This window comes from Paucibacter aquatile, from assembly GCF_002885975.1.
In the GTDB taxonomy this organism is placed as follows: Bacteria; Pseudomonadota; Gammaproteobacteria; order Burkholderiales; family Burkholderiaceae_C; genus Paucibacter_A; species Paucibacter_A aquatilis.
The window spans coordinates 2,991,297-3,006,178 of the sequence record NZ_POSP01000003.1 but is presented as its reverse complement, the minus strand read 5'-3'; the positions used below and the strand labels follow the sequence as shown (position 1 = coordinate 3,006,178).

General features: G+C 65.1%; 12 protein-coding genes. 8 read left to right on the top strand and 4 right to left on the bottom strand.

The genetic code is table 11. The features are described from left to right. Positions 1-55: 55 nt before the first annotated feature. Positions 56-826: a ParA family protein gene (locus C1O66_RS16020; protein WP_102768799.1), complete on the top strand. Its 771-nt coding sequence runs from the start codon at positions 56-58 to the stop codon at positions 824-826. Positions 827-842: 16 nt separating this feature from the next. Continuing rightward, positions 843-1,634 carry a GNAT family N-acetyltransferase gene (locus C1O66_RS16015; protein ID WP_102768798.1) on the top strand — a complete coding sequence of 264 codons (792 nt, stop codon included), beginning with the start codon at positions 843-845 and terminating at the stop codon, positions 1,632-1,634. Between the two features lie 21 nt (positions 1,635-1,655). Here the strand turns inward: C1O66_RS16015 and C1O66_RS16010 are convergent, their stop codons facing one another. Continuing rightward, the gene (locus C1O66_RS16010; protein ID WP_207795967.1) at positions 1,656-2,108 is read right to left on the bottom strand and encodes a GNAT family N-acetyltransferase; all 453 of its coding nucleotides are present in this window, start codon (positions 2,106-2,108) and stop codon (positions 1,656-1,658) included. After that, entirely contained in the window at positions 2,105-3,049 is a 945-nt protein-coding gene (argC, locus tag C1O66_RS16005; protein WP_102768797.1) for an N-acetyl-gamma-glutamyl-phosphate reductase, read from the bottom strand. Before argC ends, C1O66_RS16010 begins: the two co-directional genes overlap by 4 nt. 54 nt (positions 3,050-3,103) lie before the next feature. On the opposite strand from argC, the gene C1O66_RS16000 reads away from it, so the two are divergent. From C1O66_RS16000 to C1O66_RS15975, 6 genes are all read left to right on the top strand, one after another. Beyond that, entirely contained in the window at positions 3,104-3,649 is a 546-nt protein-coding gene (locus C1O66_RS16000; protein ID WP_102768796.1) for an RBBP9/YdeN family alpha/beta hydrolase, read from the top strand. 14 nt (positions 3,650-3,663) lie between these two features. Further along, a complete protein-coding gene (locus tag C1O66_RS15995; RefSeq protein ID WP_102768795.1) occupies positions 3,664-4,575 on the top strand; it encodes a ParB/RepB/Spo0J family partition protein in 912 nt (303 codons plus the stop codon). A 310-nt stretch (positions 4,576-4,885) separates the two neighbouring features. Then, the gene (locus C1O66_RS15990; protein WP_102768794.1) at positions 4,886-6,808 is read left to right on the top strand and encodes a PrkA family serine protein kinase; all 1,923 of its coding nucleotides are present in this window, start codon (positions 4,886-4,888) and stop codon (positions 6,806-6,808) included. A 34-nt stretch (positions 6,809-6,842) separates the two neighbouring features. Beyond that, the gene (locus tag C1O66_RS15985; RefSeq protein ID WP_207795966.1) at positions 6,843-8,123 is read left to right on the top strand and encodes a YeaH/YhbH family protein; all 1,281 of its coding nucleotides are present in this window, start codon (positions 6,843-6,845) and stop codon (positions 8,121-8,123) included. A gap of 86 nt (positions 8,124-8,209) precedes the next feature. Then, on the top strand, positions 8,210-9,721 hold the full coding sequence (locus C1O66_RS15980; RefSeq protein WP_243392887.1) for a SpoVR family protein: 1,512 nt from the start codon (positions 8,210-8,212) through the stop codon (positions 9,719-9,721). Between the two features lie 163 nt (positions 9,722-9,884). Continuing rightward, positions 9,885-10,976, top strand: a complete 1,092-nt coding sequence (locus C1O66_RS15975; RefSeq protein ID WP_102768792.1) for a hypothetical protein — start codon at positions 9,885-9,887, stop codon at positions 10,974-10,976. Positions 10,977-11,006: 30 nt separating this feature from the next. On the opposite strand, the gene C1O66_RS15970 is transcribed toward C1O66_RS15975, so the two are convergent. Together C1O66_RS15970 and C1O66_RS15965 are read right to left on the bottom strand one after the other, a co-directional pair. After that, complete coding sequence (locus tag C1O66_RS15970; RefSeq protein ID WP_102768791.1) at positions 11,007-12,416, bottom strand: FAD-binding oxidoreductase; 1,410 nt, start codon at positions 12,414-12,416, stop codon at positions 11,007-11,009. Further along, a complete protein-coding gene (locus C1O66_RS15965; RefSeq protein ID WP_165794637.1) occupies positions 12,413-14,785 on the bottom strand; it encodes a penicillin acylase family protein in 2,373 nt (790 codons plus the stop codon). The genes C1O66_RS15970 and C1O66_RS15965 overlap by 4 nt, the downstream gene beginning before the upstream one ends. Positions 14,786-14,882: the final 97 nt, after the last annotated feature.

Here is a 14,882-nt window from a genome sequence, read left to right as displayed (position 1 = left end):
ACAAAAGCAGCCCCCATCTCCCGCTACCATCACGCCTGCTTAGAAAAACGAGACCATGGCCAAGATCTTCTGCGTTGCCAACCAAAAAGGCGGAGTCGGCAAGACCACCACCACCGTCAACCTCGCTGCTGGCTTGGCCAAGGTCGGCCAGCGCGTGCTGGTGGTGGACCTGGACCCGCAGGGCAATGCCACCATGGGCTCGGGCATCGACAAGCGCGCACTGGAGCTCAGCGTCTACGACGTGCTGCTGGAATCGGCCTCGGTGAAAGAGGCCAAGCAGACCAGCGAAAAGGTCGGCTACGACGTGCTGGGTGCCAACCGCGAGCTGGCCGGCGCCGAAGTCGAGCTGGTCGATCTGGAGCGCCGCGAACGCCGCCTCAAGGCCGCCCTGGCCGCCGCCAACGACGACTACGACTTCGTCCTGATCGACTGCCCGCCCTCGCTGTCCATGTTGACCCTGAACGGCCTGTGCTGCGCCCACGGCGTGGTCGTGCCCATGCAGTGCGAGTACTTCGCGCTCGAAGGCCTCTCGGACCTGGTCAACACCATCAAGCAGGTGCACGCCAATCTCAATGCCGACCTGCAGATCATCGGCCTGCTGCGCGTGATGTTCGATCCGCGCATCACCCTGCAGAACCAGGTCAGCGATCAGCTCAAGCAGCACTTCGGCGACAAGGTGTTCGACACCGTGATCCCGCGCAATGTGCGCCTGGCCGAAGCGCCCAGCTACGGCCTGCCCGGCGTGGTCTTTGATCCGAGCTCCAAAGGTGCCCAGGCTTTTGTCGATTTCGCCCGCGAAATGGTGCGCCGCGTCGGCAGCATGTGAAGTGAATGGGTCGGCGATGAGCGAAGAGGCTGCGCTGCCGTCCGGCGACTGGGACCTGGCCTGGCGGGCCGAACAAGCCGGCCTCAACGCCAGCGCCCCGCCCCAGCAGCAGCGCGTCGAAGGCTGGCTGATCCGCCTCTCCCCAGGCAAGGCCAAGCGCTCGCGCTGCATCAATGCCCTGGAAGCCGGCAGCCTGCCGCTCGATGACTTGCTGTCGCGCTGCCAGCATGCTTTCCAGGCCGCTGGCCTGCCGCTGATCGTCCGCCTCACGCCCTTCACCCAGCCGGCCGATCTGGACGCCACCCTGGCCGCCAAAGGCTGGCCCAGCTATGACGCCGCCGATGTCATGACCCGCAAGGATCTACTGGGTCTGCCTGAGACCCTGGCACCCGGCCTGCGCCTGGAGCGGCTCAGCGCCACCGAATACGCGGCCTTGGTGGGCCAGCTGCGCGGTTCCAGCGCCACCGAGATCGCCGCCCACGCCGAGCGCCTGCAAGCCTCGGCCGTGCCCTATCTCGGCCATGCCTTGCGCACCGCCGAAGATGGGCGTTTGCTGGCCCTGGGTCAGTACGCTCGGGAAGAGGTCATGGTGGGCCTGTACGACATCTTCACGCCGCCCGAGGCACGTGGCCAGGGCCATGCCACCCAACTCTGCGCAGCCCTGCTCCGCGCGGCCCAGGCCGAGGGCGCGCAGCAGGCCTACCTCCAGGTGGGCAGCGACAACCACAGCGCCCAACGCGTCTACCAGCGCCTGGGTTTCCGGCTGGCCTACCGCTACCACTACCGCTCGCCCGAACCGTCGATTTGAGCGGTGCCTGCGCGAACCAAATCAATCGCGCGGCTTCCAGACCTTGAGCAAGGTGTGGCGTGTGAAGCCCGGCACGAAATCGTGCACATGGCTGATACAGACGTAGCCGAGGTGTTCGTAGAGCGCGGCCGTCTCGTCGGACAGGGTTTCGATCAAAGCGTCGACACAGCCGCGACGCAAGGCCTGGGCCTCGATCTGGCGCAGGCAGGCACTGCCCAAGCCCTGCCCGCGCAGGTCCTCCCGGACCCACAGGTAGTCAACATAAAGCCGCTGGAACTCGGTGCGGCCGCTGGCGCCCACCAGCAGCTCGCCCTGTTCATCGAAGCGTGCGCAGGCGATGTTCTGCGCATCGCTGCCCTGGGTCTGCTGGCGGCCGAACAGGCGCACGCGCTCACGCAAGCCCTGCACCGCCGACGGCGAGACCTCCTCATCGCGCCACCAGCGCTCGGCCTCTCCGCGCGGCGCCGGGCTCACACCAGGCCCAGGCTTTCTTCCAGCCCCAGATGCACATTCATGGCCTGTACGGCGGCGCCGCTGGCGCCCTTGCCGAGGTTATCCAGGCGGGCCATGACGAGGATCTGCGTCTCCGAGCCGAAGACGAACAGGTCCACCCGGTTCGTGTCATTGCAGCCCTGCACATCGAAGAAGCCCTCGGCAAGGGTGTCGGCATCGCGCAGCGGCATCACGCGGATGAAGCGCTCGCCCTCGTAATGCGCGGCCAGGGCTTGCTGCACCTGCTCGGCCTGGGTGCCGGCACGCAGCTGGCTCAGGTGCAGAGGCACGGTCACCGCCAGGCCCTTGTAGAAATTGCCGACGATGGGCATGAAGACCGGCGCAGTCTTGAGGCCGGTGTGGGCCATCATCTCGGGCAGGTGCTTGTGCGCCAGGCCCAGGGCATAGGGGCGGGGCGAGAGCAGCTTGGTGTTGCCGCCCGCTTCGTACTCGCCAATCATGCCCTTGCCGCCACCGGAATAACCGGTGATCGAGGTGGCCGAGACCAGGGCCTCGGGTGCCAGCAAACCGGCATCGACCAGAGGGCGCAAAGCCAGGATGAAAGCGCTGGCATGGCAACCCGGGTTGGCGATGCGCTTGGCGGTGCGAATGGCCTCGCGCTGGCTCTTGCACAGCTCGGGCAGACCGAAGGCCCAGCCGGGCACGGTGCGGTGCGCGGTGCTGGCGTCGATCAGGCAGGTCCTGGGGTTGCTGATCATGGCCGCGGCTTCACGTGAAGCGGCATCGGGCAGGCACAAGAAAGCCACATCGGCGGCGTTCAGCAGGCGCGCGCGCTCGGCCGGGTCCTTGCGCTTGTCGGCGTCGATGCGCAGCACTTCCACATCCTGACGCGCGGCCAGGTACTCATGGATGCGCAGCCCCGTCGTGCCCTCTTGTCCATCCACAAAAACCGCGTACGTCATGACTTCTCCAGCACAATCAAATTCAAGAAAGAAGTGAAAGCATAAGGCAAACGAATGAAAGCAAGCACCGTCCTCCTGCTGCCCGGCTGGTTGAACTCCGGCCCTGGGCATTGGCAAAGCCTCTGGGAGGCGCAACTCGGCCACCAGCGGGTTGAACAATCCGACTGGGAGCGCCCGCTGCGCGGCGACTGGATGGCGCGCCTGGATGAGGTGCTGCAAACCCAGGCGGAGCCCGTGGTCCTGGTGGCCCATTCCCTGGGCTGCCAGCTGGTGGCCAGCTGGGCCTCGCATTCCGGCCACACGGCGCGCGTGCGCGGCGCCCTGCTGGTGGCGCCGCCCGACACCGAGGCACCAGGCACTCCGCCGCAGCTGCACAACTGGCGCCAGATCCAGCGTGCCCGACTGCCCTTCCCCGCCATCGCCGTGATCAGCAGCGACGACCCTTTCTGTACGCCCGAGCGCGGCGCGCAGATGGCGGCCGACTGGGGCGCCAGCCTGGTGATGGCTGGGCCGCGTGGGCACCTCAATGCCGATTCCGGCCTGGGCAACTGGCCCAAGGGTCAGGTCTTGCTCTCCCAGCTGATGCCCCAGCCCGCATAAGGGACAATCAATCCATGGTCACCAAGAAACCCAAAGGCCTCGGCCTCGGCCTCGAAGCGCTGCTCGGCCCCAAAGTCAACGAAGCGGAAGCCGCCGCCGCCCGCGAAGGCAGCCCCAGCCAGCTGCGCCTGGAGCAGATGCAAGCCGGCAAATACCAGCCGCGCACGCGCATGGACGAAGGCTCGCTCTACGAGCTGGCCGAGAGCATCAAGGGCCAGGGCATCATGCAGCCCATCCTGGTGCGCCCGATCGCCCCGCCCTCGCCGCTCAGCGATGTGCGCTATGAGATCATCGCCGGCGAACGCCGCTTCCGCGCCGCCAAGCTGGCCGGTCTGCGCGAGGTGCCGGTGCTGGTCAAGGCCGTGCCTGACGAAGCCGCGGCCGCCATGGCCCTGATCGAAAACATCCAGCGCGAAGATCTGAATCCGCTGGAAGAAGCCCAGGGCCTGCAGCGCCTGGTCAACGAGTTCCACCTGACCCATGAGCAGGCCGCGCAAGCCGTAGGCCGCTCGCGCAGCGCCGCCAGCAATCTGCTGCGCCTGCTGCAACTGGTCGAGCCGGTGCAGAACATGCTGATGGCTGGCGACATCGACATGGGCCATGCCCGCGCCCTGCTGCCGCTGGACGGCGCGCACCAGATCACCTGCGCCACCGAGATCGCCGCCAAGAAGCTGAGCGTGCGAGATGCCGAGAAGCTGGTCGCGCGCCAGGGCGCCGGCCGCCAGACGCCACTGCTGCGCGTCAAGAACGACAAGAGCCGCGACCTGCTGCGCTTGGAAGAGGAGTTATCCGACCTGCTGACCGCGGTGGTCGAGGTGCGGGTCAAGAAGCGCACCAAGCGCGGTGAACAGGGCGAACTGTCCATCCAGTTCGGCTCCCTTGATGAGCTTAACGGCTTGATCGAACGCCTGCGCAAAAGCGAGTGAATATCGGTGTGAGGAAAGCGCATCAAACGCCTTCACACCAAACTTTTCAGATCGGCGTAGCATCAGACCGTGGCTTGATTTCGAGCCCGGTTTGAACCCCGGAATCAAGAGCGGAAATTGCCGCTCTTTTCAGGGCTTCAGCAGGGTCTTGAACGGCCAAGCTTGAATCACTGCCGCTGCACCTCGGAAAGCTCTGATGACGCCCCCAGCCACACGTGGCCGGTGCGCCAAGGGACTTCATCAGAACTTCCCAGGCGATGCGCCGACGAGCCATGTCTGCGCGCTGCCCGGGACCTTACCGGAGGTCAGCATGGACGTGATCAGCAGCTTCACCAAGCGCTACGAGCGCACCCGCGTCGAAGAGCTCTCGCTCGAGGATTACCTCAACGAGTGCAAACGCAACCCCCTCGCCTACGCCACTGCGGCCGAGCGCATGCTCAAGGCCATTGGCGAGCCCGAGATGGTGGACACGCGCCACGACGCCCGCCTGTCCCGGCTGTTCGCCAACAAGACCATCAAGATCTACCCCGCCTTCGCCGAGTTCTACGGCCTCGAGGAAGCGATCGAACAGGTGGTCAGCTACTTCCGCCACGCCGCCCAGGGCCTGGAAGAGAAGAAGCAGATCCTCTATCTGCTGGGCCCGGTGGGCGGCGGCAAGAGCTCCATCGCCGAGCGGCTCAAAAGCCTGATGGAACAAGTGCCTTTCTACGCCCTGGCCGGCTCGCCGGTGAACGAATCGCCGCTGGGCCTGTTTGACGTCAACGAAGACGGCCCCTTGCTGGAGCAGGAGTACGGCATCCCTCGGCGTTATCTGAACCGCATCCTCAGCCCCTGGGCGGTCAAGCGCCTCGACGAATTCGGCGGCGACATCCGCCGCTTCAAAGTGGTCAAGCGCTACCCCAGCGTGCTCAAGCAAGTGGGCGTGGCCAAGACCGAGCCGGGCGACGAAAACAACCAGGACATCTCTTCCCTGGTCGGCAAGGTGGACATCCGCAAGCTGGAGACCTATGCCCAGGACGACCCCGATGCCTACAGCTACTCGGGTGGCCTTTGCCTGGCCAACCAGGGCCTGCTGGAGTTTGTGGAAATGTTCAAGGCGCCGATCAAGGTGCTGCACCCCTTGCTGACCGCCACCCAGGAAGGCAACTACAAGGGCACCGAGGGCTTCGGCGCCATCCCCTTTGACGGCGTGGTGCTGGCGCACAGCAACGAGAGCGAGTGGAAGACCTTCCGCAACAACAAGAACAACGAGGCCTTCCTGGACCGCATCTACATCGTCAAGGTGCCCTACTGCCTGCGCGTCAGCGAAGAGGTCAAGATCTACGAGAAGCTGATCCGCGGCTCCTCGCTGGCCGAAGCCAAATGCGCCCCAGGCACGCTCAAGATGATGAGCCAGTTCGCGGTGCTGACTCGGCTGAAGGAGCCCGAGAACTCCTCGCTCTATTCCAAGATGCAGGTCTACGACGGCGAAAGCCTCAAGGACACCGACCCACGTGCCAAGAGCTTCCAGGAATACCGCGACTACGCCGGCGTCGACGAGGGCATGAGCGGCATTTCCACCCGCTTCGCCTACAAGATCCTGTCCAAGGTCTTCAACTTCGACAGCGCCGAGGTGGCGGCCAATCCGGTGCACCTGATGTATGTGCTGGAGCAGCAGATCGAGCGCGAGCAGTTCCCGAGCGAAGTGGAGCAAAAGTACGTCGGCTTCATCAAGGAAGCGCTGGCGCCGCGCTATGCGGAGTTCATCGGCAAGGAGATCCAGACCGCGTATCTGGAGAGTTATTCCGAGTACGGCCAGAACATCTTCGACCGCTACGTCACCTACGCCGACTACTGGATCCAGGACCAGGAGTACCGCGACACCGACACCGGCGAGGTCTTCGACCGCGTGGCCCTGAATGCCGAACTCGAGAAGATCGAGAAGCCCGCGGGCATCAGCAACCCGAAAGACTTCCGCAACGAGATCGTCAACTTCGTGCTGCGCGCGCGCGCCAACAACGCCGGCAAGAACCCGGCCTGGACCAGCTACGAGAAGCTGCGCACGGTGATCGAGAAGAAGATGTTCTCCAACACCGAGGAGCTGCTGCCGGTGATCAGCTTCAATGCCAAGGCCAGCGCCGACGAGGCCAAGAAGCACGAGAACTTCGTGCAGCGCATGGTCGACAAGGGCTACACAGCCAAGCAGGTGCGGCTGCTGTGCGAGTGGTACTTGAGGGTCCGCAAGAGTTCTTGAGGACGAGGACGAGGCCACGCAGGAGCAAGCACCCATGCTGCAGCAGATCATCGACCGAAGGCTTTCCGGCAAGAACAAGTCCATCGGCAACCGTGAGCGCTTCCTGCAGCGCCACAAGGCCCAGATCCGCGAGGCGGTGCGCCGCGCGGTGGACGGCCGCGGCATCCGCGATCTGGAGCGCGGCGAAGATGTGCACATCCCCAAGAAGGACTTGAGCGAGCCCGTCTTCGGCCACGGCGAGGGCGGCGTGCGCGAGGTGGTGCGGCCGGGCAACAGCGAGCATGTCAAAGGCGACCGCATCGCCAAGCCCAAGGGCGGCGGTCAAGGCCAGGGCGGCGGCCAGGCCAGCGATTCCGGCGAGGGCGAGGACGACTTTGTCTTCCACCTGAGCCGCGAAGAGTTCATGCAGGTGTTCTTCGAAGACCTGGCCCTACCCAATCTCGAGCGCACCCAGCTGGCCGAAACACCGGAGTGGAAAAGCCATCGCGCCGGCTTCACCAGCGATGGCACGCCAACCAACCTCCATGTGGTGCGCTCCATGCGCGGTGCCCTGAGCCGCCGCATCGCCCTGGGCACTGGCAAGCGCCGCGAGCTGCACGAGCTGGAAGAACGCCTGGCCCTGCTCAAGCGCGAGAACCCGGCCGATCTGGAAGTGCAGCGCATGCTCAAGGAAACCGAGGATCGCATCGCCTTCCTCAAACAGCGCATTGCAGCGATTCCTTTCCTCGACCCCATCGACCTGCGCTTTCGCAACCGCGTGCGCACACCGGTGCCGACCAGCCGGGCCGTCATGTTCTGCCTGATGGACGTGTCCGGCTCCATGGACGAAAGCCGCAAGGATCTGGCCAAGCGCTTCTTCATCCTGCTCTACCTCTTCCTGACCCGACATTACGAGAAGATCGATGTGGTCTTCATCCGCCACCACACCCAGGCCCAGGAGGTGGACGAGCAGAACTTCTTCCACGCCACCGAGACCGGCGGCACCGTGGTCTCCAGCGCCCTGGTACTGATGGAGGAAATCATCCGCGCGCGCTATCCCAGCAGCGAATGGAACATCTACGGCGCCCAGGCCAGCGATGGCGACAACTGGCACCACGACAGCGGCCGCTGCCGCGAGCTGCTGGCCCAGCAGATCCTGCCGCTTTGCCGCTATTTCGCTTACGTGCAGGTGGCCGAGCAGGAACAGAACCTCTGGGACGAGTACAGCAAGCTTGCCGAAGAGGTGCGCCACTTCGCCATGCGCAAGGCCACCGAGGCCGCGCAGATCTACCCGGTCTTCCGTGAACTCTTCAAGAAGGAAGGGGCACAGGCATGAGCCAGATCGAAAACCGCCGCCAGATCGGCATCGCCCCCTTGACCGATGAATACGGCGGCCGCCGCACACGGGCGCCCCTGCGCGAGATGAAGCCCGCCGGCCCCCGCCCGGCCCAGCCCCTGCCCTCGCCCAGCGACTGGACCTTCGAGCTGATCGACGAGTACCACGACGTCATTCGCGCCACCGCCGAGCGCTACGGCCTGGACACCTACCCCAACCAGCTCGAGATCATCACCGCCGAGCAGATGATGGACGCCTACGCCTCGGTGGGCATGCCGGTCAATTACCGGCACTGGAGCTATGGCAAGGAGTTCATCGCCACCGAGCGCAACTACAAGCGCGGCCAGATGGGCCTGGCCTACGAGATCGTCATCAACTCCGACCCTTGCATCGCCTACCTGATGGAAGAGAACTCCATGGCCATGCAGGCCCTGGTGATCGCCCACGCCAGCTACGGCCACAACAGCTTCTTCAAAGGCAATTACCTGTTCCGCATGTGGACCGACGCGTCCAGCATCATCGACTACCTGGTCTATGCCAAGAACTTCGTCGCCGACTGCGAGCAGCGCCACGGCCTGGCCCAGGTCGAGCAGGTGCTGGATTCCTGCCATGCGCTGATGTCCTACGGCGTCGACCGTTATCGCCGCCCGGCCAAGCTGTCCCTGGCCCAGGAACGCAGCCGCCTGGCCGACCGCGAGGCCCATGCCCAGCTTCAGATCAACGAGCTCTGGCGCACCCTGCCCAAACGCGTCGAGAAGGGCGATGAAGCCGCGGCTACCCGCCGCTTCCCCGACGAGCCGCAAGAGAACCTCCTCTACTTCATCGAAAAGAACGCACCCCTGCTGGAGCCCTGGCAGCGCGAGATCGTACGCATCGTGCGCAAGATCGCCCAGTACTTCTACCCGCAGCGCCAGACCCAGGTGATGAACGAGGGCTGGGCCACCTTCTGGCACCACCGCCTGCTGAACCAGATGTATGACGACGGCTATCTCAGCGACGGCATGATGATCGAATGGCTAAAGTCGCACACCAATGTGGTGGCGCAACAGCCCATGGCCAATCTGAACCCCTATGCCCTGGGTTTCGCCATGTACACCGACATCAAGCGCATCTGCGAAAAGCCCACCGAGGAAGACCGGCGCTGGTTCCCCGACATCGCCGGCGGCGACTGGTTGCCCACGCTGGACCATGCCATGCGCAACTTCAAGGACGAGAGCTTCATCGGCCAGTACCTGAGCCCGCATCTGATGCGCGAGTTCCGGCTCTTCTCCATCCTCGACGATGAAAAGCAGTCCGAGTACGAGATCTCGGCCATCCACGACGAGAGCGGCTACCAGCATGTGCGCGAAGCCTTGTCGCGCCAATACGACCTCAGCACCCGCGAGCCCAATATCCAGGTCTGGAACGTCAATCTGCGCGGCGACCGCTCCCTGACCCTGCGCCACACCCAGCACATGGGCCGACCTCTGCACGACAGCGCGCAAGAGGTGCTCAAGCATGTGGCCCGGCTCTGGGGCTTTGGCGTGCAGCTGGAGAGCGTCAACGAGGCCGGCGACATCAGCCGGCGCTGGAGCGTGCCGGCGCCGCCGCACGGATGATGAGGCCACCGAGCCGCCCTCGGGTGGGCTCGGTGGCTCTGCCAGCCCCGGAAGGGAGCATCCAGCAGCACCTGGCACAAAGCCACCTAACTCACCACTCAGGGGGAATCTCGGCGTCACACAAGCCCCGTACCATCACCAGCCTCAAGACTCGGAGGCTGAGATGATGATCACGACCCGGACGCTGACCCCTCGCACCGCTTTCCCCAAGCATCGCATCGCCACGCCTGCGGCCTGGTTGCTGATCGGCCTTGGCAGCCTGGGCCTCAGTGCCTGTGGCGGTGGGGGCGGCAGTGACAACACCCAGGTCGTTCCCGTGCCAACACCGGTGCCTGAGCCGACCAAGCTGATTGCCCCGCCGACCACGGCCGGCACCCTGGCCCAAAGCAGCGAAGTGGCGCAGGACAGCGTCAAGGCCACCACAGCCGCCGCGGCCGACCTGGTGCGCCGCAGCGAGGACCCCAGCAATCTGTTCCTGCCCTTCGGCGAGCTGATGAGCGGCCGCCAGAACAGCCCCAAGCCCAGCGCCGCTGAACCCGAGCGCCGCAAGATCCTGGAGACCACCACCGTCAGCTGCAGCAGCCTGGGCATCAGCGTCATCCGCAACTGCAGCGGCTCCATCGTGGTGGACACCAATGTGAGCAACAGCGCCACGTCCTTGCCGGCCGGCAGCTACATCAGCATGCGCTTTGACAAGATCAGCGGCATCGCCGATGGCCAGAGCCTCAGCATCGACGGCGGCATGCGCATCGATTTCCTGACCGCCATCAGCAATCTCGACAACCCAGGCAACAACGTCCGGCTGCAGCTGAGCTTCGACAAGCTGAGCGCCTCCGGCGGCGGCGAAAGCTTTGGCCCGTTGACAGCCGTGGCGCTCCTGGAAGTGGACGGCCAGGGCAAGCCCAGCCTGACCCTGAACGGCGTGCAATACGCGGGGCTGAATGAGCTCAGCGTCACCGACGCCAACAACTACAGCCTCGGCCACAGCAAGCTGCGCAGCGCCCACTGGAGCGACAGCAAGGCGTTTGTGGACACCCAGTTCAGCAACTGGCAGACCAGCAACGGCCGCCCGCTGCAAGGCTCCAGCGCCACGCTGACCACCGGCAAGGACAGCGCCTTGATCACGGTGGAATCGAGCAGCAGCAGCCAAGTCAGCTACCGTGTGCAGCTGAGCAGCGGCGGCGTGGCCAAGAACTACCAGGTGCTGGCCAGCTACAGCGGCAGCACGCTCAGCTACAGCGTCAAGGCCTTGTGATCCCGCGCGAGCTGCGGGCTGCACAAGCCCTCAGCTCGCAAAGATCTTGCCCGGGTTCATGATCTGGGCCGGGTCCAGCGCCGCCTTGATGCTGCGCATCAGGGCCACCGCGCCCGGCCCGGCCTCGTCGAGCAGAAAGCCCTGCTTGTGCAGGCCGATGCCATGCTCGCCGGTGCAGGTGCCGCCCAGACGCAGGGCGCGGGCCACCATCTGCGCGCTCAGGCGCTCGGCCAGCTCCCGCTCCGCGGGTTGCTGCGGGTCGATCAAATAGCCCATATGGAAATTGCCGTCGCCGACATGGCCGACGATGAAATAGGGCAGATCGGTGGCCTCGACCTCGCGCACCGATTCATTGATGCTCTCGGCCAGGCGCGAGATGGGCACGCAGGTGTCGGTGGTCACACAGCGGCAGCCGGGGCGGGTCTGCAGGGCTGACAGGTAAGCATGGTGGCGGGCTGTCCACAGCCGCGTGCGCGCCTCGGGCGTGCTGGCCCATTCAAAGGCCTCGCCGCCCTGCTCCGCTGCCAGCGCCTGCACGCTCTGCGCCTGCTCGGCCACGCTGGCGGCCGAGCCATGGAACTCCATCAGCAACATCGGTGATTCACGCAGGCCCAGATGGTCATGGGCATTGACGGCGCGCACGGCATGGGCATCGAGCAGCTCGCAGCGGGCGATCGGAATGCCCATCTGGATGATGGCGATGGTGGTCTGAACCGCGGCATCGATGCTGGGGAAAAAGCAGATGGCAGCCGACACCGCCTCGGGCAGCGGATACAGACGCAAGGTCAGCTCGGTGATCACGCCCAGCGTGCCCTCGCTGCCCACGAACAAGCGGGTCAAGTCATAGCCGGCACTGCTCTTGCGCGCGCGGCTGCCGGTGCGGATCTGCTCGCCGCTGGCGGTCAGCACGGTCAGGCCCAGCACGTTCTCGCGCATGGTGCCGTAGCGCACCGCATTCGTGCCACTGGCGCGTGTGGCGGCCATGCCGCCCAGCGAGGCATCGGCCCCCGGGTCGATGGGAAAGAACAGGCCGCTGTGGCGGATCTCCTGGTTCAGCTGCTGGCGGGTCACGCCGGCCTGCACGGTGACCGTCAGGTCCTCGGAATGCAGCTGCAGGATGGACTTCATCCGGCTCAGGTCCAGGCTGATGCCGCCCTGCACCGCCAGCAAATGACCTTCGAGTGAGGTGCCGGTGCCGTAGGGAATGACGGGCACGCGGTGCTGCTGCGCCAGTTGCAGCACGAAGGCCACCTCCTCGTTGCTCTCGGCAAAAACCACGGCATCGGGCGGCGCCACGTCGAAGGGCGACTCGTCTCGACCATGCAGTTCGCGCTGAGCCAGTGCGGTGCTGCAGCGGGCACCAAAGCGCCGGCGCAAAGCCTGCAAGACCTCGTCCGGCAGAGAAAACGGTGCCTGCGCAGAATCGGCCAAAGCCCTCATTCGCTGAGCCGGATGCTGCGGTAGTTGGGATCGGCCTGGATCTCAGCCTCACTGAACGGCAGCTTGATCCAGGCACCACCCTTCATGTAGATGTCCGAATAGACCTTGGTCTGGTCCGAGAAATGGGGCGAGAGGATGTGGCTGGACTGCGAGTAGGTCAACACCCCCTCGGCCACCGGTCCCTTGGCATCGAAGGTGACGAACTGCATATAGCTGTTGCCGTAGACCGGGTCACCATACAGGCCGGCATTGAGATTGCCGCGGACATTGTTGAAGGTGTAGGGGCCGCCAGGAATGGGGATGGGTGCGCTGTCGCGCACGATGATCTGCCGACGGGCCGTCACCTCTTCGAGCGGGATGTTCTGGGTGGCGAACCATTGCACCGCATCGGCCAGCAAGGTGGCCGCTTTGCTGTTGGCGGTGTTGAAGCCGCGCGGGGTGTCAACCGGATCGGCCGGGTTGTAGGCCACGCGCCAGTAGCTGGCGTCCTTGAGCTCACCCGAGAGTTCGTAGAACTTGCGGAACAGCAAAGCCCCCGGGTCGAGCAGGCCCTCGGTCTTCTTCCAAGCGGCCAGCACGGCGCAGGCCTTGCTGAGATCGGTCAGCTTGCCTGTGCTGTCCTTGGTGCTGGGCGACGTGCCGCTGCAGGCCGCGGCCAGGAACTCGTCCAGCCATTGCTCGGCCTTGAAGAAACGGGCCTTCTGGTAGACCTGCTGCAGCTGGGCCAGGGTGAAGCCCTTGCCGGCCAGGCCATCGCGGCCCTCGATGCGATCCAGGGCCTGGGCAATGCCCATGCGGGTGCGTTCGCCTTGAGGAGCGCCTTCGGCATTGGGGCCGGTGGCGATGATCTTGGGGTAGCCGCTCAGCCGCACCTGATCGTTGGGCAGCCAGTGGCTGTCGTTGGCGTTGACGATGAAGTCATCGCGCAAGACATAAGGCCGCTGGGCCGCGGGGATGGCGCCATTCCAGTTGCAGGCCGACTTGCTGCCATCCATCAGCACCAGGCCACGCGTGGCCAGCAGGAACTGACCGGTGGGGCTGTTCACGCAGCTGGCCAGCTGGGCGTCGCTGACATTGGCCGCCACCGAGTAATTGGCATAGAGCGCGCGGCCGCTCTTGTCCGCAGCCATGGTGTTGACCCAGGGCAAGGCGTTGAAGGTGGCCAGGTTCTCGCGCAGGCTCTCGGCGCTGCTGGCCTTGCCGTTGAGCAGGGCCTGGTCCAGCAGCTTGGTGTTGCTGTAGTTGGCGTCACGCAGCGCGAAGCCAGCCGCACCGCTCCAGGCAAAGCTGGCGCCATCGCTGACCATCGGTCCAAAGTCAGTGCTGTAGAGCGTGCGCGTGATGGTCTTGAGGCTGCCATCGGGCTGCAAGGCCTGCACCGACAGCGGCGTCTGGCTCATGGGCTTGTAGCCCCCATCGACCCAGTAGCGCGTCGGATCGGCCGGATCAAGCTTGAGCTGAAACAGCGTGAAGCGGTTGTCGGTCGAGAAGGTGTGGGTCCAGGCCACATCCTTGTTGAAGCCGATCAGGGGCACCACCGCGCCGAGCAGCGTGGCCCCCATGACGTCGTACTTGCCTGGGATGGTCAGGTGCAGCTGGTGCAGACGCAATGCGCCCCACCAAGGAAAGTGCGGGTTGCCCAGCACCATGCCGGCCCCGCTCTGCGTGGCACCCTTGCCCAGGCCATAACCATTGGAGCCGATCACATGCTCTTCCAGCTGGCGCAAGCCCTGCAGCAGGGGTGTGCGCGCCAGGGCGAGCTGGGTGGACTTGGCGCGCAAGGCCTTGGCCGACAGCAGCACCGGCTCGGCGCCCGCCGGCTTCACCAGCGGTGGCTGGGCGCTGCCCAGGGCGTGAATGAACTGCAGCGAGCTGCCGGCGATGGCCGCCTGGGTGAAGCGGAAGTAGGCGTCGTCCTCGTTCATCGGACGCACCCAGGCGGCGCCCTTGCATTCCAGCGGCAGGCCGTTCAAGCCCTTGTCGCTGAGGTAGCGGTTGTAACCGGCCACAAAGCCGGCGACCAGATCGCGCACCTCCGCACCGGCTCCGTTCTTCATGGCCTGCGCCTGGGCTGGCGTCATCAAGGCCTTGTAGAAAAAGTCCGAGGACAGATTGGGCGTGAAGTCGCCAAACTGCCCGAGGTAGTTGACCGGTTTGCCGTTGGCATCGACATCGCCAAAAAAGCGCGAACGCTCGCCACGCAGGGTGATGATTTCCTGGGCAAACAGGCAGATGTGATCCTGGGCAAAGGCATAGCCATAGCCATAGCCCGCCCCCTTGAAGCTGTCGGCCTTGATGTGCGGCACACCGTAGCTGGTGTAGCGGATCTCGGCGGAAAACTCAGGCGCCGAGATCGGCTCAGGCGCCAAAGGGTTGCTGTCGCCATTTCCGCCACAAGCACAGAGCAAAGCAGCGCTGGCCAGGGCCGAAAACACAGGGTTGATACGGAGAGGGTTTCCCGAACTT